This is a genomic window from Corynebacterium sp. MSK004 (assembly GCF_030232515.1).
Taxonomy (GTDB): domain Bacteria; phylum Actinomycetota; class Actinomycetes; order Mycobacteriales; family Mycobacteriaceae; genus Corynebacterium; species Corynebacterium hesseae.
In genome coordinates, this window is sequence record NZ_JASPKB010000007.1 from 36,676 (window position 1) to 58,696 (window position 22,021).

Genomic DNA, 22,021 nt, shown 5'->3' on the forward strand with positions numbered 1-22,021 from the left:
TTAAGCAGATAGACGGCGCACCGATAATTCGTGATACATCTCGCCATACCTGGTCTGCGACAGCAAAGCACTACCGCGCCCGGTCTGCGAGTACACCTTCACCACGAGCTGGCAGTTATCCACCGGCACATAGCTGGACATGGTGACCTGGTACGTCTGGTCCCAACCCTGATCCCGGTTGATGAAGATCGCCTCATCAATCACGTCTCCGCTCGGGTTACGAAGCTCCAGCTTAAGCTGCGCCTCGGAGGAGGTAATCAGCGTGTCAATAAACGTCGCGGGAGGCATATGGAATCGGCAGTGAAACTGCCAATCACCAGCACTATCGAGACGAATATAGCTATTGTCAGTGTTGGTGTAGTTTAGCTGCCTACAGCCCGAAATCTTGCCCTTATTGGTGGAAAACGGGAGAGTAATCCACTTGCCGCCCGGGATGCTCACCTTCGACGATAACGTCCACTGGCCATGATGCCCCAAGGCCTCCATAGCAATAGCCCGCTGGTTGGACTTGGCGATTTGCTCCGCTGCCTCGGCCTTCTCCTTGGCCGAGTATGCCGCCTCAGTAGCGGACATGGCCGCCTGGGTTGCCGACGTTGCTGCCTTCACCGCATTGGTGACAGCCTCGCGCCTGCTCCCCTCGGCATCGCTACGCGCATTCTCCGCCCGCTCGCGGGCCTTCTCCGCATTATTCCGCTCAAGCTCCGCCTTGCTGCGCTCCGACTCCGCCAAAGACCTAGCCTTCTCAGCCGACGATCTAGCGGTCTCGGCCTTGCTGCGCTCAGACTCGGCACCGGCACGCGCCGTTTCGGCACGGTTGCGCTCCGACTCGGCCTGCGCCCTTGCTGTCTCGGCGCCAGACCTGGCGTTCTCCGCCAACCGGCGCGCCTCCTCGGCCTGCGCCCGCCACTTCTCCGCGTCCTCAGCGGACGCCCCAGCCGCATCGGAGAACGACTTGGCTCTCAGCGAGAGCGCGTTAGCGTCACTGGAGTGACCCCGCGCCTGCCGGGAGAACTCCTGGGACTGCGTGGAGTACACCGAGGACTGCTGTGACGCCGCCAGCGCCGCATCAGAGTGCCGTTTAGCGTCCTGGCTGTGCCCCAAGGACTTCTTGGAATACTCCAGCGAGGCCTCGCTAAACTCCCGCGACTTATCCGAATAGCGGTAGGAAGCCTGAGAGTGCTCTGACGCCTGCGCGGAATACTTTTGCGACTGGATCGAGAACTGAGACGACTTGTTCATGTAGTTCCAAGACTTCTGGAGATCCGCCGCAATGTCCTTACGCCACTGGGATGAGGTGTCCCCAAAGCGGGCATCTGCCACCTTCTCCAGCGTCTCCTTCGGAACCTTCCTAGGTGGGGCTAGCAGCGCCTTGCGCCCGGTCTTCTCCGACGCCTCCACCATCGACTTGACGTTCGCCATGATGCCGTTGTCGCGCCTGCCGAGAATTGGCTCCACCGTCAGCTCCGCAGTCGCTGACGCCTTCAACGTGTAGCCCATAATCACCTCGGAGACACGGGTGGTGCCGTCCACAAAGCTGATACGGTCGCCCGGCTTCCAGCCCGGCACTACACGCCCATCAGGGCGCCGCACATCGTCACCAAACACCACGGTTTGGTGGTGCCCTGGGGTGAGGCTCATGCTGGTTGTGCCTTGGGAGGCGGCCCACTCGCGGGCAATCTCCGAGGTTGGGTTGGTGCCGCCCGTGGAGGAAAGGCTCATGTATTTTTCCCGCAGGAAGAAGGGGCCTGCCGCCTCGATATTCACCCGGCCCCCGGCCTTGCTGAAAGACACCTCAGTGCCGTCAATCGTGGCATGAGGCTGCACGTCAACATCCAGGCGCTCCACAGCCCCCGGCATCTTTGTGGAGGAGGGTAGAAGCGCCTCCGCCGACTCCGCACTAGCAGATGTGACAGTCCCCTTGGGCTTGAGTAGGCCGGACTCGAGGGCGGCAATGGTTTGGGCGTCCAGCTGGCCGCCACCAATGAGCATCGCCCCATCCGGCGCGGTCTCCGTAGTGGCCCAGCGCTTCAACCCGCCACCCGGTGCGGAGGAGAATACCACGCCACGCCTATCCCGGCCTGCGTGCTGCCACACCAGCACACCGGGGGTCTGCTTCTGTGCTGAGCCTGTAGCCGCGTAGCGCTTATTATCCACGAGGAACTCGGACGGGGTGGCGATAACCCACTCCACGCCCTCCTTCCAGGCGTACACCGCACCGTCCTCCACCCAGCTTTTAACCATTCCAATGCCAGACATGCGCAGCCCGTTGATGGTGCGCACCAACCCGGCGCCCAAAGCGCGCTGCAAGGCTGGGGTGACCGTGAACTTGCCTGCCTCCCAGTAGGTGACAAAGTGCGGGCGGCCTGCCTTGGCGCCAGGCCCGTCCTTAATTTTGGTGCGCTCAATGACATGCACCTTGGCGGGATCAATCTCCGTGTAGTAGCCCAGGGGGCGCTCCACCACCGTCTCGAACGGTATCCAGCAGATACCCTCCATAGGCTCAGCCAGAAGCGCACCGTCCTTTACCTGGCCCCTACCAGCCCATGAGTTATCCGGCATGGGCGGAGCATCAGTGAGCACCGTGGAGCCGTAGATACGGGGGCTGGTAGTGGCGTTAGGCCACACACCTTTAGCAAGCTGAGCGTTCTCCCATTGGCGTTCCATTGCCCCCTCGTAGTGCAGGGCGCGGCCCGTGCCGGGGATAGGCTGGCCCGGTAGTAGCTTCCTGACTTGCACAAACGAGCTTGATCCCGCCAGTGGCTCCTCCAACAGTCCCGCCACGTAGTCCTCGGTGCGTACTTCCACCTGTACCGGGTCGCCCTGGTGGTCAATCAGTACGTAGGTGGGTAGGCCGGTGCGAACCGCTCCACGGGCCACCAGCCGGTGCGTCACCGCTCCCAAGGAGCCTTCCTCAATTTCGGAGGAGCCATCCGCCGCCGACGCCACCGGGCCGCGCCCCAGCATGCGGTGAAAGTGCTTCGTCTCCGACTGGACAGTCACCCTCAAGTACCGTGTGCCGTCCGTCTCCTGCCCTGTCTCGGTGGACTCCACGTAGCCGTCCCAGCGCACCCCGTTCACCTCAAAGGTGACTGGTACTGGCACATGGCGGGCGGCACGAAGCCTAGACGCCCTCGGGTGGTCTTCCGCAAGACGAATCTCGCCGGTGTCCACACCCCAATCCTCACGCCACTGGAGGCTAATCTCCTCCCAAGGGGCAAGGCTCCACCACCGGGACATCGCTACATCCCACACGCGGGCATCAATGACTTCATGGCGGGGGGTGTGCTTGACTACCATGCTCGGCTAAACTCCGGTATCCACTCGACGGTGCACTTGAAGCCGCTGGTAGGGTTCGTCACATCTATCTGCACCTCCCCCCGCTCGTTCATCACGTGGACTGGCTCGGGCCAGAACGGGACGATGACGCTGAAATCGGGGTTGCCGTACAGGTCTGTGACGTGACGCCGCTCGGGATGCGAGTCGATTACCCAGCCTGCGGCACGATACGGCAATTCTTGCCACTCGTCTTTAGCGGTCAGCCGAACCTTCGCGCTGGTGTACTTGCCTTCGAATCGGAAGCGGGGCCAAATATCTGTGTCCCCATCCACCCTAAGCGTCACAGTGCCGAAAGTGTCTGTAGGGCCAAGTACCAATCTTTCGGTGAACCTTCGGGTTGTATCACCCGAAAACTCCAGGATCACACTCAGCTTCGCCACCTTCGACCCGCCCGGCGACTGGAACCACTCCACCTTTGACACGTCCTGAACCCGCGCCCGGTACCACCTGTAGCCCCACTCCGCCGACGTGATAGACACACCGACAGGCCGCCCCCCCATCACCAAGCTTGGCCAGTAGCGTGTTCACCTCACGCCGCACATCCCGCGACTTCACCACAAGGTCAAGACGGATAGTGTTCTGGGTGACGCTGGTACCCCGCCACGCACCGGAGGCCTCATCCCATAGATGCTTCTTAGCCATGCCGGAAAGCCCGTCTGGTACATCTTCCAGGAAGATGCCCTCGCGCTTCTTACGCGGACGGCTAAGCGCCATAGGCTCACCATCCACACCCCACAGGGTGATACGAAACTTTTTATCCCAAGGAATGCTCACAGCCTGTCTCCTACCTGTTCTTCACCATCGAGGACAGGCCGCTAAGCACCTTGTCCTCAAGCTTGGCGTTCACGGTCACCGCGCCCGTGAACTGCGTATCAATACGGGTCGTGTCGCCCGCCCCGCCAATCTGGGTGAGGACGGCCTGTGCCGCATCCTCATAGGCGCGACGGCGGGTTGCCTCCAGCCCGGCCCGGGCTGAGCGCTGGGCGGCCTGCTGCGCTCCCTCCACAACACTGTCCGCAAGCTGGCGGGCGTACCGCCCACCCACCACAGTCTCCGGCAGGCCCTCGATGAGACCATTGGCGGCGGCAGCATCAGCGGCAGTGTCCTTCGGCGCCAGGGTTGGCTCGACCAAGGCGCGCATCTTGTCCAGGTTGCGCCAGCCCTGCTCAACGTTGAGGGATGACCACTCGCCCACCTCGTCGCGGGTCACGCCACCAAACCCGCCTGCCGAGGCGGCGGCGCGCAGACCGGCCTCAAGGTCTTGGCCCCAGCCGGAGCCGCCCACCGTCATAAGCACAGAGCGGTTCTTGTCGTCCAAAAGGCTGTTGTTGGTGTCCAGTCTGGTGTTAACCCCGGAGAGCTGGGAGTTCTCCTGCTGGAGCTCCGCCAGTTGCTGCTTCAAGGTTTGTGTCATCTCCGCCAGCTCATTCTTGCGCGGATTGATAGTGTTCACCCTGTCGAGGTCGCGGCGGGCCTTGTCAAGCTCCAGCTTCTTCTGGCGGCGGTTGATATCTGCCTCCGCCTTCGCCGCCAGTAGTTCGGCGGCCTCGGCGCCATACTTGGCTTCCATCTGCTTCTTATACAAAGGCAAGTTGAAGATTCCGCTGGTGGCGTCAAACATTCCGGCCACATCATCACCGGAGCCACCGGCAGCGCCCACAAGGGCGCCGGTAAGCACACCGGCCACAAGGCCGCCACGGGCCGTATCAACCCGTCGTTTATCGTCCTTCGATAGGGAATCGTATTCCTTCTTGGCTTGCTCCTTGTAGGCCTTCTCCTGGGCGCGGCCCTCAGCAATGCTGGTTCCGCCCTCAACAGCGGACTTAAGGCCAGAAACACCCAACGCCAGGGCGGCAGGCAGTGCTGCGCCACCCGTGGCAATAGTCATCACGGCGGCGGCACCAATCTGGGCAATGCCGCCAAGGATGCCAGCCGCACCCTTCGCCTTCTTCTGTTTGCCTTCCTGCTCCTTAGCCAAAGCACTAGCAGAGTTGCCCATCACACCGGCGGCTTCCGCCGCCGACCGGGCGAGCTTCATCGTGGCGGCCTCCAGTCGCTCAGAAGTCAGCTTTGCTATCTCCTGCGCATAATTCAGGTCGGCGGTGGCATCTTCCACAGCAACCTTGCGGTTGAACTCGGCCTCCGCCGAAGAAGCGCGGATAGCATCAAGGTTCATCTCCGCAACCTCCACATTGGAGGCAGAGAGGATAGCCACCCGGTCAGCATCGGTAGCCTTCTGAACCGTGTCAAAGATGCCCTTTTGGCGAAGCTCCGCCAAATTAACCTCGGCACTCCCGGCGTTCTGGGCGTGCTCATTGCGGGCCATAGCAAGGTCGTACTCGGCCTGCTGCTGCGCCAGCACATCATCATGGCGGGCCTGCTGATTCTGCCGCTCCAGCTCACGCAACGCCTGCGCCGCATCCACAGAGCCACGCTTGGCCTGAACATCCGCCAGTTCGGCCTCAAGGCGCTCATCGGCCACCTTGTTAGCCCGATCCATGTTCTCAGCCATAAGGCCCATGGTTTCCGCCACGCGGCCCATGCCCTCAGCGAGGGTATCCGCCAGGGAGGCGGCGGCCTTAATCGGCGCCACAGTCAGGACAGCGTTGTACCGAATCTGGGCATCATTGACCTCCGCGATGGCTTCCTTCTCGGCCTCACGCGCCTCAACAAGATCCTGCTCGGCCTCGGCGATACGCTGCGCCGACTTCACATCATTCTCGTCGGCCTTCTCCTTGAGGTCACGGATCTTCTTCTCCGCCTTCTCAATATCGTCGGCGCGCTTGTCCGCCGTGTAGGACTTGGTAAGCTTCTTGCTCTTGGCCTTCTCCAGGTTCTTGTAGGCCTCCGCAAGCTTCTCGGTAGAGTCCTTATCCGACTTGGTGGCGTTCTTACGAAGCTCCGCCAGCTTCTCCTCCGCCTCGGTAATCTCCATGGAGGCGTTCTTACGGTTGGTCTGCGCCTCACCCAGCTCATTGAAGGCGGCCAGAGTGTCCTCATTCACCCTCAGCCACACATCCCAATTGGGGGTTGTGGCGTTCAGGGCGGCCTCAACCTGGGCGGCGATACCACCCTTGCCCAAAGCGCCCTCCAGCTGCTTGGCGACACTGAGAATCTGCTTGGTGGCAGGCTCACCAAGCTCCTCGCGGAACGTGTGGTTCCCCAGGAACGGGTTGGCGAAGGCGAAAGCATCATCCACCATGCCCTGTGGCACACCGTACTGGTCTGCGTACTGTCGGACCTGCGCCCTATTAGCAGCCCCCAGAGAGCCGCCAACGGTGCCGTTGACGCGGTTGGAAGCCAAGCCGGGGGCGTGGAAAGTCTTGCCAGCCGTGGGGGCCGAAACGTCCTTCCAGGAGGCCCGGGCGCGGGCACCGCCACCGGCAACATCGGGAATATCCCCAATGTCGGTGCCGAACCCGTCGGTCTCCCCAAGGTCACCAGCCAGCACACCGCCGCCCTTGTCCTCATCGGAGCCAGGCAGGTACATGAAGTTGGTGAAGCCGCGCCCATCCAGAGGCCCGGCAGCACCACCAATCGTCATACCCTGCCCCGTGTTGCCGCCGGACTCGATAAACGTTCCGTCTGGCAGCATCATGGCGGTGTGGCCGTTGGCGCCGCCGCCGTAGTCGTACCAGCCCACCACAAGCTCGTTGCCGTTGCCGCGACCGGACTTGAAGCCCTTGGCCGCCAGCCATGCGCCCTCGTTGACGGTGGACATGCGGGAATCAAACGGGTCAAGCCCAAGGTAGGTGTTCACGCCTGCGGACACAGCGCCCGAGCAGTCGAATGATGCAGGTGAGAATCCGCCCATGACGTACGGCCCGTTGTTGTATGGGGCGAGGGCTTCCTTCACATCATCCGATTTGGTGCGCCCACCCGTCTCAAGGGCGGGGAGTTCATGCGCCAGGTTGGCCATAATGCCACGGGGGTCGTTGGCGTTAATCGCCGCGAGGGTGCCGTTGAACTGTTCGCTGGACTTGTCGTTAATCACCCACTCGTTGCGGTTGACGCGGGCAATGGGGAACCCGTCATCGGTGACGCCCATGAAGCCATCCACAATGTTGGTACCGGGCCCAGTACCGGGCAGCCTGTAGCCCGAGTTGCCACCAATCGCCAGGGCGGGTATCTGCCCGCCCTCGTAGAAGTTGGGGATACGCCCACCGTGCTCACGGCTCAGCCACTGGCCAACCTTCCTACCCACAAACGTGACCGTGGTGGTCATCGGGCGGGTGAGCATACCAATCATGTCCATCATGGCGCGAGCCTTCGCCATGAATGAGGAGTTATTCATGTCGGCGATAGGGTTGGGGCGCTGCTGGTCAAGGTTTGCGGTCTTCACCAAAGCATCCGACACCCCAGCATCCAACAGGGACTTCTCCAGGTCGGCGGTAGGCACCGCCTTCTCATTGCTCAGGGTCTGCAGCTCACCAATAGAGATGTCTTTGCCCTGTAGGAGCTTCTCGATAATCAGGTCAGCCTCGGGCGACACGTCCAGCCCGTCCAGCTCCTCACCAATAGCGCGGGCCTGCTCAGCATTCAACCCAAACTCGGTGGTGTCCAGCTCGGCTGTAGCACTAGCCCTCAGACCGTCAATCACGTTAACGCGGGCCTGAAGCTCATCCAGCTCCTCAATGTTCACATCCGCCGTGGAAGTGATCTCAACATTGCCGTTCGGAAGGTGCTCAATCTTGTAGCCCATATCCTCGAGCGCGAGCACCACAGCCGGGTCCGGTGGGGCGATCTCCACAGAGTTGCCTTCCTTAAGACCAGCCAGACCGGTCTCCAGCTTGGCGATTTGCTGCTCAACCGTGTCCGCGCCCTTCATCTCCATCGGCAGGGCAAGCGCCTCGCGGGTGATGCCGTAGGCCTGCATCAGGTTCTGGAACTGGTCTTCCGTCAGGCCGAGGGCGTTGCGTAGCCCTTCCATGTTGTCGGCCTGCTGGTTGAAGATTTCATCCACATCAACACCAGCCACAGCGGCCTCGGCCATGCTATCCCGAAGTTCGGAAAGCATGGTCACTGCCTGGGCGCCGGAGCTTGTGGTGGCGTCAATAGTGCCGTCGGGGTCAAGCTCAATCGGCCCAACCTCGGCCACCGCCTGGGCAAGGGTTTCAATCTGCTCGGCCTGCTTCTCAACGTCCCCCACCAAAGCGGCCTCGGCCTGATCCTTGCTCATGGCGTTGCCGGACATTTCGTCCATGATGCGCTTAAGCGCGGAGAGTTTATCCTCGGCGGATGACGCCTCATCCGCCAGCACACCCATGGACTCACCAATCGCTTGGAAGGCGGGGTCTGCGCTGCGGGCAGCATCGATGGCCATTTCGTATTCGTGGCGGGCGGACTCGAGGTCATTGACGGCCTGCTTGGCGGCTTCGCCCTCGTCGTTCCACCAATGACCATCAATGCTGTTTAGCTGCGCGATAATGTCGTTGTATTCCTTGCCGCCCCTCGCGACAATCTCGCCCAGGTCTTCCCAATCCTTGCCCTGCGCCTTCAAAGCATCACCGGTGAGGAGGCTGGCCTCGCCCACAATTTCGGCGTGCTTCAAGCTCTCCTTCATGGCGTTGCTCTGGCTACCAGCCAGGAGTTCCGTTACATCCACAGCCTGCAGCACTTCGCCACGCCAGCCGGACAGGATCTCACCGTTAGCCTTAATGCTGGCGGTGTAGCCCTCGGCCACCAGCTTGGCGTCCTCGAACTGCTCCTTGGTGAATGGGGCGTGGGTGCCAGCAAGGGCACTATTGAGGCGTTCCTGAGCCTCAGCCGCATCCTTGGTGGCGGTCTTGTAGTCCTCCTGGGCCTGTGACGCCCGCTGATTGAATGCCACAAGGTCGGTGATGACTGCGGTGGCGGCTGCCAAGGCGATGCCCCACGGCCCTCCGAACATATCCATCACGCCCATGCCTGCGGCCTTGAGCTTGGACATGCCAGCGGCGGCTACACCGCCCTGCCCACCAAGCACGCGCATGGCGGCACCGGCGCGGCTCATCTCGGGGTTGGCTTGCCGCATGTAGCCGTAGGCCTCCGACATGGAGGAGCCAAACAGTTTGAGGCTGGTCTTAGTGTTAGCGAAGGACTCAGCCAGCTTGGTTACCGCGTTGGCGCCGCGCTCAGTGCGGAGCAGTTTCATCGCCACGTTGACGGCGCCAAGCGCCACGGCGGCTTCCTTTACCGGGCCGGGCAGCTTCCCCCACAGCTCCACCGCCTTGCCCAAGCCGTCCATCGACGTACCGGCAAGGCCCGCCATGCTGGAGGCGAAGGCCTCAATCTTGGGGGCGGCGGCATCAAGGGCATCCACGGCGCCGTTGCCCATGCGTACCAGCTGGTCATCAATCTTGTCGAACACGCCGAGGGAAAGATCCTCCATGGTGTTCTGAACTCGCTCCCACACACCCGGCAGGCCTTGTGTCTGCGCGGCAGCTACCTCAGCTGCCTGCCCCTGCCTAACAACGGCTTCCTTGAGGGTGTCGAAGCCCTCAGAGCCTTGCACCGCCGCTACACCGGCCAGGCGCATAGCGTCTGAGCCAAACAGCACGGCGGTTGCCGCCTGGTATTGCTCCTCGGTCATGGATGCGGAGGCGTCTTTGAGCTGGCCGAGGAGGGAGGACATGCCCACAAACTTGCCGTTGGCGTCGTACACCGTAAGGCCCAGCTCTTCAATCGCGGCCTGTGCCGGTTTGCCTTGGTCTGTCAGCGCCAGCATCGCGGACTTGAGGAGGGTACCGGCGTCGGAGCCTTGAATACCGGCGTTGGCCAGCATTGCCAGGGCGGTGGCGGTGTCATCAATCGACAGGCCGAACTGGTTGGCGACGGTACCGGCCTGCTGCATACCCTGCGCAATACCGGTCATCTCGGCGGAGGAGGCGTTAGCGGCACCAGCCAAAATATCGGCAACACGGCCCGCGTCCTCAGCCCCAAGGTTGAACGCCTGCAACGCCTGCGACTGGATAGTTGCCGCTTCAGCTGCCTCAACCTGCGCCGCCGCAGCAAGCTGCAACGTTCCCTTAGCCGCCGTCATCGACTGCTCAACCGAGAAGCCGCCCTTAGCCAGCTCAGTCATTGCACCTGCCGCATCAGAGGCGGAGGTAGCCGTCAGAGACGCGTCAGTACCAAGCTCGCGGGCCTTATTACCCACCGCCTCCAGCTGTGCACCAGTCGCCCCAGAAACAGCGGACAAGGTATTCATCTGGGACTGGAAGTCCATACCGGCAGCAGCCACAGCCTTCGCCGCCGTGGCAATAGAACCAAGGCTTACGGCTGCGCCTACAAACTTTGCGATACCGCCAGCCGCGCCGGAGAACACGGAGCCGGTTTCACCGGCGTGGGAGTTCAGCTCCCCCATGCTCCCAGCGGCCTCAGCCGCCGCTGTCTTGACCTGCCCCAGCCCGCCGGTCTCCACACTGGGGGCCACACGCTTGCTGCCTACCTGGTCGAGTGCACCGGCAGCGTCCCTAGCCGAGGACTGGAGCTTGTCTAGCTGCCCGCCGTCGGCCTTGACTGAAAGCTTCTTTTTACCGGTGTTGTCGAGCTGCTTGTCTACCTTCCTGGCGGCCTGCTCAACACGGCCCATAGCACGGTCAAACTCGCCGGTCTCAACCGTGATTTTGAAACCAAGATCGCCAAGGTCCAGGGCGGCCATACGCTACTCCTTCAAGCTGGGTGTTTTGCGTAATCCGAGACCACGGGCGATGGCTGTATCCTCGCCCAGTAGCCTGATTAGCCGTATTCTGAACCACCGCCAGCGGCGGTCAGCCAGTACGCCGCCACCAAGGTCTACCTGGTAGAAGTGATGAAAGTCGGTTTCTATGTCATCCCAGCGGGAGAGCATGGAGGGCCATGTCAGTTTAGACATATCCACGTCGGGCCGGTCTTGAATCTTCTCCGCCCACCACTCACGTACGTACTCGCCGTATGTCTCAAGTATGAAGAGGTCTGGCGGCCCACCTCCCGGATCGTTCTCCGAGTATGCCCCCGCGTAGGGGTCGTACCAGAGGTCACTGTCCGGGGCGTAGGCCCACCCATCGGGGTCACGTCTTAGTCGTCCCCACTGGTCTCGCCACTCGTCTGGCCCGTCTCCTGGTTCTCCTGGGAGTCGTTGTTCAACTTCTCGAGTGCTTTTTTTACCGACCCTGTTTCAAAGTACGCCTTAGCCAGGTCGTCGCCGCTCGTGTACTTGATGTGAATGGTTTCCACGATGTGGTTGAGTTGTGGGAAGGTGGCGCCGTCCTTCATCAGCTGGCCAAGAAGGCCCCCGGTAATCTTGCCGGTCTCGGTATCGAACTTTGACCCCACGAGGTGTGCGACGCGCTCGAAGGTGGCAATCCCCTGCCCCGATACTGTTTTCTCGGTGCTCGAGTTCAGGCGAACGTGAAACTTGAGTACGTCCTGCGCGGTGGGGTCCACCGTGTACTCCTTGCCGTTGAGCGTGAACTTTACGTCGTTGGAGTCGAGGTGCTCGTGTAGTTGCCCAAAGTTGGTCATCGCGTGTCCTTTCCTATGCGCTTGTGTTTCAACACCCCGGATTATGAACGGCCTGCATACGCGGTCAGCTAGAGCATGACGGAACCCCCGCGCAGGAAAGGACTAAAGCAACGCGGGGGTTCGCTCACCCGCCACTGGGGCGGGGAGAATTGGGGTTTAGGCTGCCGCTCTGGCTACTGGTCGGTAGCACCCGGGGTGCCGCCCGGGTTGCCAGCATCGGCTTCCCGTTCAGCCGCTGCGCCGCCCTTCGGGCGAATGATCTTCAGCAGCTCGTCTTCATCAATCGGGGTAGATTCCTTCTTCTCCTCGCCCTTCTTCACAGAGTGAATACGGGTCGGCTCACAAGAAGACTTGAGGTCTGCCGTGAAGGTACGAAGGTCATTCGCACCACCGGTGCCGGAGGAGAACGCGTTGGTTGCGGTGCCCTCCCAGCCCTCGTCAATGTCGGTGCGCCATACGCGGAAGTCAACCTTGCCGTTAGCACCCAGCTCCTCGCCGGTCACCTTCAGAAGCTGCTGGTCTTCGGTGAGGAGGTCAAGGTCACCCTTGCGGGCAAACTGGCCCTCGATGGACACGGACAGGCTGCGGGAGGTCTTCTCCTCGGAGGCCCAGCCGTTGGAGTCGATGTCGGAGGCGTCAACGGTGTTGGTCTCAATGTTGACGCCGAGGCTGGTGACGCCTCGAACGAACCTGTATTCTGCTGCGCCCGCGCCGGTTGGCTTAACCTGCACCGCCCAGTTGCGGTTGAGCTGCTTATTCAGCTCGCAGGAGTTAGGGGCGGTCGCAAACTTAGCGATTGCCATGATGGTCTCCTAGGGAGTCGATGGGACTGCCAGCACTGCCTCGTAGGTGTCGATGCTGTGCCAGCGAATGTTTGAATCCGGCACTTGTGGATCATTTAAGACCCGTCGGCAGACTAGGACGCCCTGCTGCGCGGTCAGCTGAATATCGGTGAGGTCATGCAGGGCATTCATGGCGCGGGCGGCGTCCCTAGCTGGGGTGAGTTGGTCCTCAGGTGCGCCACGGAACGCGAGACTGAACCGGGCTGTCGGGTTGCTGTCCGACCATGTGTTCTCGATGCTGACGTTGAAGATGCAGAGGGCGCGGTCCGGTTGGTCTAGCATCCTCCCAATGAACACAGCCGGGGTGTCCCCGCCGTCCTGATTGCCTGTAGGGTCCGCACACACGCCCTGGGCGTGGAGGTAGGCGGCGAGGTGGTCGACGAAGTCCTCATGAGTGGCGGGGCGTGGTTCGCTCTGCGTGTTGTACTCGGGCATCTACATCATCCCCTTAATGTGGTTTCGCACAATCTGCGCGACTCTCTCGGCGTTCTGGGCCCGCGCCGTCTCCAAGTATTTAGCTTGTCCTGCCCGTGGGTGATTCCAGGTGGTCTCCTCATGCTGGCGGCGGATGTAGGGCAGGCCGTCGTAGCGAACAACGCCCTCAACCTTGCCGCCTGTATCCGTGCCGGGTACTGCCTGGGCGGACTGGCGCAAGTTACCCGTTTCGCCCAGCGGGGTGAGGTCGACGGAGGTGGCCTCAACGACACGCGCCGCCTCCGACACGCCCTGTACCGCGCCCTGCTTCACCCGCTGCTTGACCTGCTCGGTGTTGAGTCGAAGGCTCATAGGATAGTCACCTCCACGTGGTCCGGTGTGAGCCCGGTGCCGGTGTAGGCTCTGCGGGCGGTGACGACCTTCCGCTGTGGTTTCGCCCCGAACTCCTCCGGTATCGTCACCGTGGAGCCGATAGCCGGTAGCGGCCCCTCCACACCCCAGTTCAGTGTTCCCGCCACGGTGACCTCCTCCCCGTGCCCTACGCCTGATTGCACCACGCGGGACTGCATGTTGATAGACGCCATGACAGTTCGCTCTGGGCCGTATGTCACGCCCCTAGCGGTTCGTATCTCCTCGCCCTGTAGCTTCACCTCATGCCTAAACCAAAGGCGCGCCAGGGTTTCGCTCGTGTTGCTACGCATCGCCACTACACCCGAATCCATGGCTGGACACCAACAAGCCCGGCGTCCTCCAGGATGAGGAGCGCCCCCTCGGACGGCTCACCGGCGAGAAGACGAGTACGGGCTGCGGTTGACACACTGTTATCGAAAGACACCGACGAGCCGTTGTTAGATGAGGAGGCCACGGATGCCTCCACATTGGCGCCGCCAGTCGACAACTCCCCCACAACCCCGGCCTCAACCCAGGCAAGAACCTGGGCGCTCGTAGCGTCACGGAATGCCGCCCGAATACGCTCACTTGTAGGCATCCCGTACTCGTCTACCGCGTAGACAGCGGATTTGGTGTAGCGGCGCATCAGCATCGACGCCCGGGTAATGAGACTGTCTAGCTGAGCATCGTCTAAACCGTCGTAGGTACCGGGAATAGCGTCTGAGATTAGCTCGGTCCGGTCAATGTAGTTCATTTCAAGATTCACTGATCCCCACCTCCAGAGGGGGAAACATCATCGTGCTGTGGGTATGAAAAAGGGCGGGCTACCCAACGACCCCCTAGCACCTATCTAGAGGATGGGTAGACCGCCCTATGTAGCGCCCGCCCTAGGCTGCCGTGCCGGTGGCAACCGTAGGTAGGGCACTAGCTGCTAGGCCGCCTCAGCGGGTGCAGCGGAGCCGAGGGTGCCCTGAGCCACGTCGGCCTCGACGTAGACCAAGCCCTTCGGGTTGACGACCTTCGCGCCGAAGACCTGAAGGCCACGGATAATATCGCCGAAGCGATCCGGGTCACGGAACGCCTCCAGCTCACGGAGCTGGGTAGCGAACGCAAGGGCACCAGGAACGCCCGCCACAATGCCCTCACGGCCTGCGGTGACCGGGGCATTGTTGGACTGGTACACGTTCAGCCCAAGCTGCGGGATAGACGAGATGAGGCCATTACGGGCCACAATGTCGGTACCCGCTGCATGAGCCTGGGTGACGCGACGGTCCGCGAGAAGGGCGGAGCCGAAGTTAGGACCGACCACGATCCAGCGCTGGGAGGTGGGCGCGGACACCTTGTTCAGCTCGGTGGCGAGCTTGCGAACAACATCCCACGCGGTGATCTGGCCAGACCCCGGGCGGTAGAAGTCGGAGCCGTCAAACACCGCCTGGTTCTTCAGCTTGTTACCCGCACCCTCCTTCAGGGCCTCCGCGACGGCCTTATCAATCTCGTCAGCCATCTCCGAGCCGTGCTGATTGGTAGCGGCGGAAGCGAAGTCACCGGCCGCCTGTACACGGTCAACGTCGGAGACGCGGAAACCGTAGTACTTCTCCTGGTCCATCACCAGCTTCACAGAGGTGGTGGTCAGGTCATCGTACTCAAGGTCCTTGGTACGGTCATGGTTCTTGATCGTGGCGTTACCAATGGAGTTGATCTCCACGGTGTCGCCACTGTTCTGAAGCATCGGCTGGTACTTGGTGTCAGCGATGCCCGGCTGGGTGTAGATGCTGGACTTCTTGAACGGAACAATCAGTTCCGGGGCCCACAGCTTAGGGATAAAGGATGCGACAGACATGCGCTATCTCCTTAGAATAGGTGGTTTAGCTTCCCGGCCTTACGCGCCTCGTAGATTTCCTCAGGCGTCATGCCGTCGAGGTCTTCTACGGTGAGCTTGCGGGAGCCACTGTTTTCGGATGGTGTCGGCGCGTTACCGGAAGATGCGGGCGCCACCTGGGCGCGCAGCTTCGGGGTTGCTGCCACCGTCTCCGCGACGAGTTCAGCCACCTGGGCTTCGTAGTCATCGGCGGACGGGTCAAGGGCGTTGAATGCTTCGCCGCCCTTAATGAAGGGGACAGTCAGATCCGGGTCGGCCTTGGCCTTCTGTACCGCTTCGGTGAGCGCTACCCGCTGCCTCAGCTGGTTGTAGCGCTCGTCTGCGGCCTTAGCCTGCTCCTGGTACTTCTTGCCAAGGTCCTCGACGTCTTCCTCCTCCGCGAGGCCCATGACCTTAGCCAGGTTCTGCTTGTAGGACTCGAACTGCTGCTCGATCTCCTGCTGGCGTTTCTCGAACTCGGCGGTCGCCTTTTCCTGCTCGCGGAACTTTGTACGCCACTTCGCGGCCTCAGCGTTGAGTTGGGAGATACGGTCATCCCCCTCCTCGTTGTGCTGCGGGCTGGTTGGCTCCTGGCCTTCCTCCTGCCCCGGCTGCTGGGTGGTGTTCTCAGTGTTCTGCTCGTCGGTGACGGAGGCGGTGGTGTCTGACATATGGGTGTCCCTTCATTGTCTTGCTTTGTGGTAACTCCTGGTCTGCCACTGCCACAGATGATGCGGGCATTGTGTGTGCGGTCAGCTGCGCGGTTGTTCGCGGTGTGACCACCGGGTGAGGTGCTCGTGGTTGTTGACGTGCTCCCGGATCCGCCGGTTCCACTCTTTTGTTTTTGCGCGGGCAGTGTCCCGGTCAATCGGGGAGAGAGCTACGGCCTCGCGGCGTTTCCAGCGGCGTAGTTGCCGCTCCATGTACCGCTGCTTCTGGGACGCCTTGTACTTGCGTTTGTTCTCAGCCGGGCTATCCATCGGCACTCGTGGTGTCGGGTCGCCGGGCGTGTAGGCGGTATCGCGGTGCCGACAGTTGACATGGTGGTACCCCTTGCTGATAGCGCCCCTCAGCGTGTCCTTGACGTGCACCGTCACCTGCTCCCCCGTTGACGGGTCTGTCATGGTGCGCGGGCCCGCCCCACCGCTAATGGCTAGTAGCTGGTTCTGAAATGGGTAGCACTGCGGCGCCGAGGCGGTGTGCCACGAGGCGCGCACCAGCTCCACACCGGCCTGCTCATAACCGGACAGGTGGCCCTCCTGAGTTGCCTGATTCCGCATCGTCCTCACGGACATGTCTACGTAGGAGTCAAGCGCCCATTTACGCCCGGCCCTATCAACAAATGCGGTGATGCCCCGGTCGGCGTACCGGTTGAGGGCGTGCCTCATGGCCGCCCGGTGGTCAACCCCGGCAACAATCGCGGATTGCACTGTCTGCGCGGTGATACTGCGGTACACGTCGGAGACCTCACGGACGACCCTGAGGTGTGTGGAGCCTATGGCCTGCGAAGCCCCGGTGGCCGCGACCTGTACGGCGGATAGGGCGGCCACGGTGGGTATCGCCTCGGCACTGTTTCCCACATCTTCCAGGACGCCGAGCATCGCGTCCTTAAACTCCTCCACAGCTAACTCCTCCACCATGCTGGTGGTCTTCGCCCCAGCGGCGGTGAGGATACGGCGGGAGCGCTCTAGGAGCTTCCGAACCTCAGCGTCGCGGTAGAGGAGCCGGTTAACATCCTCATAGGTGCCGTGCTTAATAGCTGCCGAGAGCTCTCGAAGGATCAGCACCTCTGCGTCCTCGTAGAGGCGCACGAGGCGGGCGGCCTGCCTATCTTTACCATCCGCCATGGGCTACTCACTATCGGATAGTGGGGCCATATCCTCACCTAGGCCAAGGAGCGGGTCTTGCGGCATGGCGGCGGCCTGGTCCTGCTTGATTCTTAACTCCTCGGCCTCGACCTCCTCCGGCGTCCACTCAGGGTGGAGCTTTGTGAGGGCGGCGCGGATAGACATGAGGCCGCTGGTGTACACGGTGGTGACACTGCCGGTTAGTTCCTGCTCGGAGACCTCTATCTGGTCGGGGAGGGACACCACCACGGGCTTGGTTGGCGGCGTGTAGCCGTTCAGTAGGGCATCCATGTGAAGGTAGGCGGTGAGGATGTGGGAGAGGTGTGCGCGCTCGTGGCGGCCCTTGGTGTCGGCGGTGGCGCGGGTGCGGCGGGTGCGGGCCCGGGTCTCCGTTGCCGTCATCTCGCCGGTTGCCTGCGCGTCCATATCAACCGTGAAGGGCGACAAGCCCAGCGCGGATACCGCCTTGCGGATACCGGAATCAATCAGGGTCAGGTATTGCTCGACACGCATGTCAAACTGGATCTGCTCGAAGGTTGGTTTCGCCTCGACACTCGGGGACATTGACGCCTTGTAGACGTCTCGGAACCAGTCGAGATACGAGCCCTGGCCGGGGCCGTCACTCTCTAAGAGCTCCTCGGAGACGAAGAGGCGGCCACGTGCTGCCTCCACCTCGTGTTGGAGCTGTGACCAGTTGTGGTCGATGTTCTCGAAGATTCCAGCGGCCCGCGCCACATCCGACGTGTGGTAGTAGCGCAGTAGTTTCTTCTGTCGCCAAGCATGACGGGGCCGGTAGTTGTCCAGCATGTCGGCTGTAATCAGCTCCGAGCCGGTTGGCAGGACGGTGCCGTCCTGTAGGCCCTCCAGCTCCATGAGGTAGGAGGCTTCCGGTATCTCGTCATAGGGAACCGGGTGGCCGAGGCTACTATCCGAGCCCTTGAATAGCTGGTATTCAATCTGGCCGGGTGTGTGGCGCTGGAGGAGGCGGAAATAGTCATCGTCGTGCTGGTACGTGTCCCAGAATAGGATTGCTGTCTGGCGACCGTTCTCGAACTCGGCCATGCCGTTATCCGCGTCAACCCACTCAATCCACGGGTGCGGGTCAACCGACTGATTCCACACCACGCGGCCGTACACCCAGCCGTGCGACCCGGCCCTGTATACCGCGCCCCACCAGTCGGCGGCGAAGCGGTCTGAGGATACGAGACGGTCTAGGGCCTCGGCAGCCTCCGTGTTGTCCTCATCCTCGGCGGAGAGTTTCGCCTGCGGGGGCTTACCGGCCATGTAGTCAGCCAGGGCGGTTGTGAGCTCGTCGGCAATGGGCAAATGATGAGTCACAAGGTGAGACGAGTCAGGGTTGTTGCGCTGCGGCTTGCCGAGGAAAGCCCGAGATGCCGCACCAACCACACCGCCGTTGAACTGGGTGCGGTGGGTGTATGGCCTGCCGTTCTGCCTAGCCCGACGCTCATTAATGACGTCTGTGTCGCCGGAGATGAGCGCATCGTCACGGCGGATTGCCTCAAGTGCCGGGGCGTATTCCTCGGGTGGCCACGGCGTGTTTGGGGCGGGCATTGGCATGGGTGTTCCTCCTTGGCTACGTCTGCCGGGGTGGTGCAAGGGCGCAGCCCCCGTCAACCGCCGAAGTTGGCGACGGAGCGCGCAGCCGGGCCGTTGGGGAACGAGTGCGGGTAGTGGCCTATCCGCCCCTATATCGGCCTGTGTGGTTGGCTGGCGCGGGGTGGCTTACGTGCCCGAGAATGCGAACGACACAACGCCCCTGCACGGCTATGACTATGCGGCGTTCGGGGTGGCGGTCAGCTGGGCCCTCAGCTTCTCAACGTGACGCCCCCACAAGTGGCGGGACGAGTACACGGCGTACCGCATGGCGTCACAATTGTGGGTGACCAAGCCCTCAGCGAGGTAAGTGTGTGCCCCGGCAACGGTGAGGTTATACACCGGCTCGGTTCTTTCTTCTGCGGTAACCTCCAGCACACGCACGGGAACAGCACGCAGCTCGGGAATACTTACTGGTTGTGAACTCTTCACCGCAGTACGCGCAGGTTCGTTGCTCATTATCGACACCGGATGCGCGTCGCCAAGCGGACTTGCAAGAGTTGCTACAGAATCGGGCGATTCTATTAGTCGCTGTGACCGTGAAGCGGGTACCGCATTGTTCACACGTGTATTGGCGCTCAACGAGACACTCGCCGAGTGATTTAGCCCAGTGTCGGGAGTGCCACTCGTGCCCTTCGCTGCTGGCGTGCCATTCCTTTGTAAGTTCACGGATACGGGCAAGATGCTGCTGGTTACTGCCCGCCCACCCCGGGTCAGACTGGTTGACGCCCATATGGTAGCGGGAGTGTTCCGAAGCGCTAACGAGTTGAAGATTCTCAGGCCGGTTGTCCAAGGTGTCATGGTTGATGTGGTGGACGTGATAGCCTTCTGGGATTTCTTCGCGGTTGTGGTGGTCGCGCCAGATTTCGCGGTGAAGGTAGTCAACTCCGCGTTGTTTGTCCCCAACGCCGGGCACGAAGTATTTGCGGTGTGCGGGTACCGGTGAATCTGGGTAGCGGCGGAATCGGATTCCTTTGTAAGTGATGGTTTCGGAGCGTGCCATGAGGTTAGTGTTTGTCCTTTCTGAATGTCCCCAAGTTGCATCCACTGGCCGTTAACGAGCAGGGGGTGGTTCGGGGTGCCGGTGATGCTTCTGCCGTCTGATAGGTGAAGCGTGATGGTGTGTGCGGCTGGGTTGGTCATCTCGTGCGCAACAATTGGGAACGCGCCCAGGGGCGTGGTCACGAGGTCACCGACGTTGAGGGCGTCTAAGCGCTGTAGGCCGGTTGGGGTGGCGATCATTGTGCTGCCGACCAGGCAGTGGTCGTCTAGCTCCTTTACCGGGGCGTCCTTGCCGCGTTCTGCCGCTGAGGCATCCCACCTGTAGCCGGGTATCTCCTCAATCAGTCTCTTGCAGTCCTGGGCGATGGTGAGCGCCCCGCTGGTGAGTAGCGAGTCAACCTGGCGGATACCGTCAACAACGCTGTTATCGGCTTTAGTAGTCCTGACTTTTCGGCGCCGTAGCTCCTCATGGAAGGAGGCGGCGGCTGGGTCAATGTATAGGCCCTTAGGCTGGTTCGGTAGGGTGGCTAGCCATTCCTGTAGGGAGTCCGCTAGTTCACTGTCTGTGAGGCGTGTACGGCCCCCTAGGCCCGTTGTTTGTGGCGACCATTCGTGTGTTATCTGTAGCCCGTCCTCGGTTACTGTGAGCGCGTACCCGGCCGAGGGGTGGTTGGTGCCGTAGTCAATCCCGACAGCCAGGACAGTCCCTACGGCCCGGCCCTTCACCATCATGTCCGGGTCCCAAGACTCGTACACCGCGCCCTCGGCGGCCGCCCACTCGCCCCGAATCATGCGGCGGTAGAAGATGCCCGTATAGGACGCCTTCATGCGTTCCTTGTAGTCCTCGGTGAGGCCGGGGTTATCGTCCATTGTGAACAGGCGGGCGTAGGTGTCGGTCTCGCCCGGCTTGTCGATAAAGTTCTGTTTGAGGTAGTGGGCTGGGGTGGCTGGGTTGGTGGTGGCAAACACCCGAGGGGGATTAGCGTTTCCGGTCGCACGCATACGGGACCACAGCATCTCCCAAACATTTTCCGGGCATAGTGTGAGCTCGTCGTAGAAGAGGAGTTGGTAGGTGCCGCCACGAATCCGGCCCTCAGCCCCCTGGTCGTTTACGCCGATGACCTGAACCTCGCGGCCGAAGATAGTGGCCGTCGGGTTACGCCTCACGTAGTGGATGAAGGGGGCGGCAGTCGCAAAGATAGGCTCCGTCAGTAGCGGCATGAACACGTTCTGGTAGATCGCGTCAAGTGATTTACCGCAGATGACGATACTTCCAGACTTACCGGCCTGCTTAATCTCCCCCAGCATCATGAATAGCCAGGCGAGTGTCTTACCGGATGACACGGAGCCATACCAGATATTGAGGGCGTGGGTTGAGCGTGCAATAGCGGTGACCTGCCCCCGCGAGAAGCGGAACCCTGGGTTACTCATCGTCTAGTGTCGCGCCCATAGCCTCGATACTGGCCCTGAAGTTTGTGATAGCCGAGGCGAACTCATCACCACCCGTCACCTCAATGTCGAGCTTCACCGCGCCCTCCAGCCCCCACAGTTGGGCGAGCTGCTTATTAATGTCGAGGACAAGCCGGGCCGCTTTAATATCCCCGTCCAGTGCCTTCTTCCAGTAGGCGGCGTGTAGACGGTTGAGGCGTCTGGTGAGTTTAGCGAAGACGTGCCGGGCATTGTCCGGGCGGGCGTCCTCCATGGCGCGCTCGTAGTCGTTCCGGGCCTGCGTGTAGCTAATTCCGAGCTGTTTTGCGATGGCCTCAAAGGTGGCTCCGCCGTCGTGGAGTGTGACTACTTTAGCGGCGCGTTCGGCGCGTTTGGGGGTCATGCCTCGTCTAGCCATTGGTGTCTCCTATTTAGCTCAATTATCAGTAGTTCATGGGGTCAGATGATGCTTGGGGCGCTAGTGGTTCTTGTGGGCTCCTTTCCAGACGCGTTGTATCCCGCCGTGTCGTGGCCCGTGGGCCGACTGCCTGTAGCCAATGGGGGTGATGGTCCCGTTAGCCCTCCAGGCGGAGAAGAGGCCGCCCCAAGCGTTGTTGTGTGCCGGGGTGAGCCCGTCGGGTATGAGGGCGCGTACATCGTCGGCGGTGAAGGGCTGGCCGGTGGCAGCTAGGTGTTTGATTGCTTTGTCGGCGTGGTGTGCCCAGTCTCCGAGGATGTGGCATTCCCGCATGTACGGGGCTTGTATGAGTTGCAGCTGTTCCATC

The 22,021-nt window shown here is 61.7% G+C and carries 17 protein-coding genes and 1 pseudogene; all 18 read right to left on the bottom strand.

The window, feature by feature from the left end:
• The 18 genes and pseudogenes from QP999_RS09220 to QP999_RS09295 all read right to left on the bottom strand — a co-directional run bounded on the left by QP999_RS09220 (position 1) and on the right by QP999_RS09295 (position 22,020).
• Positions 1–3,297, bottom strand: a complete 3,297-nt coding sequence (locus QP999_RS09220; protein ID WP_284848136.1) for a hypothetical protein — start codon at positions 3,295–3,297, stop codon at positions 1–3.
• Complete coding sequence (locus QP999_RS09225) at positions 3,291–3,815, bottom strand: hypothetical protein (protein ID WP_284848137.1); 525 nt, start codon at positions 3,813–3,815, stop codon at positions 3,291–3,293. Before QP999_RS09225 ends, QP999_RS09220 begins: the two co-directional genes overlap by 7 nt.
• A 305-nt stretch (positions 3,816–4,120) precedes the next feature.
• Positions 4,121–10,978, bottom strand: a complete 6,858-nt coding sequence (locus QP999_RS09230) for a phage tail tape measure protein (protein WP_284848138.1) — start codon at positions 10,976–10,978, stop codon at positions 4,121–4,123.
• A gap of 395 nt (positions 10,979–11,373) precedes the next feature.
• A complete protein-coding gene (locus QP999_RS09235) occupies positions 11,374–11,820 on the bottom strand; it encodes a DUF7426 family protein (protein WP_284848139.1) in 447 nt (148 codons plus the stop codon).
• A gap of 173 nt (positions 11,821–11,993) precedes the next feature.
• On the bottom strand, positions 11,994–12,623 hold the full coding sequence (locus tag QP999_RS09240) for a phage tail tube protein (RefSeq protein ID WP_284848140.1): 630 nt from the start codon (positions 12,621–12,623) through the stop codon (positions 11,994–11,996).
• 9 nt (positions 12,624–12,632) lie between these two features.
• On the bottom strand, positions 12,633–13,097 hold the full coding sequence (locus QP999_RS09245; protein ID WP_284848141.1) for a phage tail terminator protein: 465 nt from the start codon (positions 13,095–13,097) through the stop codon (positions 12,633–12,635).
• The gene (locus tag QP999_RS09250) at positions 13,098–13,448 is read right to left on the bottom strand and encodes a hypothetical protein (protein ID WP_284848142.1); all 351 of its coding nucleotides are present in this window, start codon (positions 13,446–13,448) and stop codon (positions 13,098–13,100) included. It lies immediately after the preceding gene.
• Positions 13,445–13,681, bottom strand: coding sequence for a hypothetical protein (locus QP999_RS09255; RefSeq protein ID WP_284848143.1), 237 nt, complete (start codon positions 13,679–13,681; stop codon positions 13,445–13,447). The genes QP999_RS09250 and QP999_RS09255 overlap by 4 nt, the downstream gene beginning before the upstream one ends.
• Before the next feature lie 122 nt (positions 13,682–13,803).
• Complete coding sequence (locus QP999_RS09260; RefSeq protein ID WP_284848144.1) at positions 13,804–14,253, bottom strand: hypothetical protein; 450 nt, start codon at positions 14,251–14,253, stop codon at positions 13,804–13,806.
• A gap of 165 nt (positions 14,254–14,418) precedes the next feature.
• The gene (locus QP999_RS09265; RefSeq protein ID WP_284848145.1) at positions 14,419–15,327 is read right to left on the bottom strand and encodes a phage major capsid protein; all 909 of its coding nucleotides are present in this window, start codon (positions 15,325–15,327) and stop codon (positions 14,419–14,421) included.
• Positions 15,328–15,338: 11 nt separating this feature from the next.
• The gene (locus tag QP999_RS09270; protein WP_284848146.1) at positions 15,339–16,016 is read right to left on the bottom strand and encodes a hypothetical protein; all 678 of its coding nucleotides are present in this window, start codon (positions 16,014–16,016) and stop codon (positions 15,339–15,341) included.
• Between the two features lie 81 nt (positions 16,017–16,097).
• Complete coding sequence (locus QP999_RS09275) at positions 16,098–17,192, bottom strand: phage minor capsid protein (RefSeq protein ID WP_284848147.1); 1,095 nt, start codon at positions 17,190–17,192, stop codon at positions 16,098–16,100.
• A gap of 3 nt (positions 17,193–17,195) precedes the next feature.
• Positions 17,196–18,770 (bottom strand): phage portal protein, encoded by a 1,575-nt coding sequence (locus QP999_RS09280; RefSeq protein WP_284848148.1) that lies wholly within the window; start codon positions 18,768–18,770, stop codon positions 17,196–17,198.
• 213 nt (positions 18,771–18,983) lie between these two features.
• Positions 18,984–19,238, bottom strand: a complete 255-nt coding sequence (locus QP999_RS13450; protein ID WP_502870660.1) for a hypothetical protein — start codon at positions 19,236–19,238, stop codon at positions 18,984–18,986.
• Positions 19,141–19,809 carry an HNH endonuclease signature motif containing protein gene (locus QP999_RS13455; protein ID WP_502870661.1) on the bottom strand — a complete coding sequence of 223 codons (669 nt, stop codon included), beginning with the start codon at positions 19,807–19,809 and terminating at the stop codon, positions 19,141–19,143. The genes QP999_RS13450 and QP999_RS13455 overlap by 98 nt, the downstream gene beginning before the upstream one ends.
• Before the next feature lie 266 nt (positions 19,810–20,075).
• Positions 20,076–21,239, bottom strand: a pseudogene (locus tag QP999_RS13460) (PBSX family phage terminase large subunit); the annotation flags it as partial.
• Positions 21,232–21,654, bottom strand: a complete 423-nt coding sequence (locus QP999_RS09290; protein ID WP_284848150.1) for a hypothetical protein — start codon at positions 21,652–21,654, stop codon at positions 21,232–21,234. The pseudogene QP999_RS13460 and the gene QP999_RS09290, both read right to left, overlap by 8 nt.
• Before the next feature lie 60 nt (positions 21,655–21,714).
• Positions 21,715–22,020 (bottom strand): hypothetical protein, encoded by a 306-nt coding sequence (locus tag QP999_RS09295; RefSeq protein WP_284848151.1) that lies wholly within the window; start codon positions 22,018–22,020, stop codon positions 21,715–21,717.
• Position 22,021 lies beyond the last annotated feature (1 nt).

Excerpts from the sequence above, each read along its gene's own strand:
- QP999_RS09275 (WP_284848147.1), bottom strand. The coding sequence starts at position 17,192 with ATGGCGGATGGTAAAGATAGGCAGGCCGCCCGCCTCGTGCGCCTCTAC.
- QP999_RS09280 (WP_284848148.1), bottom strand. The coding sequence starts at position 18,770 with ATGCCAATGCCCGCCCCAAACACGCCGTGGCCACCCGAGGAATACGCC.
- QP999_RS09290 (WP_284848150.1), bottom strand. The coding sequence starts at position 21,654 with ATGGCTAGACGAGGCATGACCCCCAAACGCGCCGAACGCGCCGCTAAA.
- QP999_RS09245 (WP_284848141.1), bottom strand. The coding sequence starts at position 13,097 with ATGCCCGAGTACAACACGCAGAGCGAACCACGCCCCGCCACTCATGAG.
- QP999_RS09270 (WP_284848146.1), bottom strand. The coding sequence starts at position 16,016 with ATGTCAGACACCACCGCCTCCGTCACCGACGAGCAGAACACTGAGAAC.
- QP999_RS09235 (WP_284848139.1), bottom strand. The coding sequence starts at position 11,820 with ATGACCAACTTTGGGCAACTACACGAGCACCTCGACTCCAACGACGTA.
- QP999_RS09240 (WP_284848140.1), bottom strand. The coding sequence starts at position 12,623 with ATGGCAATCGCTAAGTTTGCGACCGCCCCTAACTCCTGCGAGCTGAAT.
- QP999_RS09250 (WP_284848142.1), bottom strand. The coding sequence starts at position 13,448 with ATGAGCCTTCGACTCAACACCGAGCAGGTCAAGCAGCGGGTGAAGCAG.
- QP999_RS09295 (WP_284848151.1), bottom strand. The coding sequence starts at position 22,020 with ATGGAACAGCTGCAACTCATACAAGCCCCGTACATGCGGGAATGCCAC.
- QP999_RS09255 (WP_284848143.1), bottom strand. The coding sequence starts at position 13,681 with ATGGCGTCTATCAACATGCAGTCCCGCGTGGTGCAATCAGGCGTAGGG.
- QP999_RS13455 (WP_502870661.1), bottom strand. The coding sequence starts at position 19,809 with ATGGCACGCTCCGAAACCATCACTTACAAAGGAATCCGATTCCGCCGC.
- QP999_RS09265 (WP_284848145.1), bottom strand. The coding sequence starts at position 15,327 with ATGTCTGTCGCATCCTTTATCCCTAAGCTGTGGGCCCCGGAACTGATT.
- QP999_RS09230 (WP_284848138.1), bottom strand. The coding sequence starts at position 10,978 with ATGGCCGCCCTGGACCTTGGCGATCTTGGTTTCAAAATCACGGTTGAG.
- QP999_RS09220 (WP_284848136.1), bottom strand. The coding sequence starts at position 3,297 with ATGGTAGTCAAGCACACCCCCCGCCATGAAGTCATTGATGCCCGCGTG.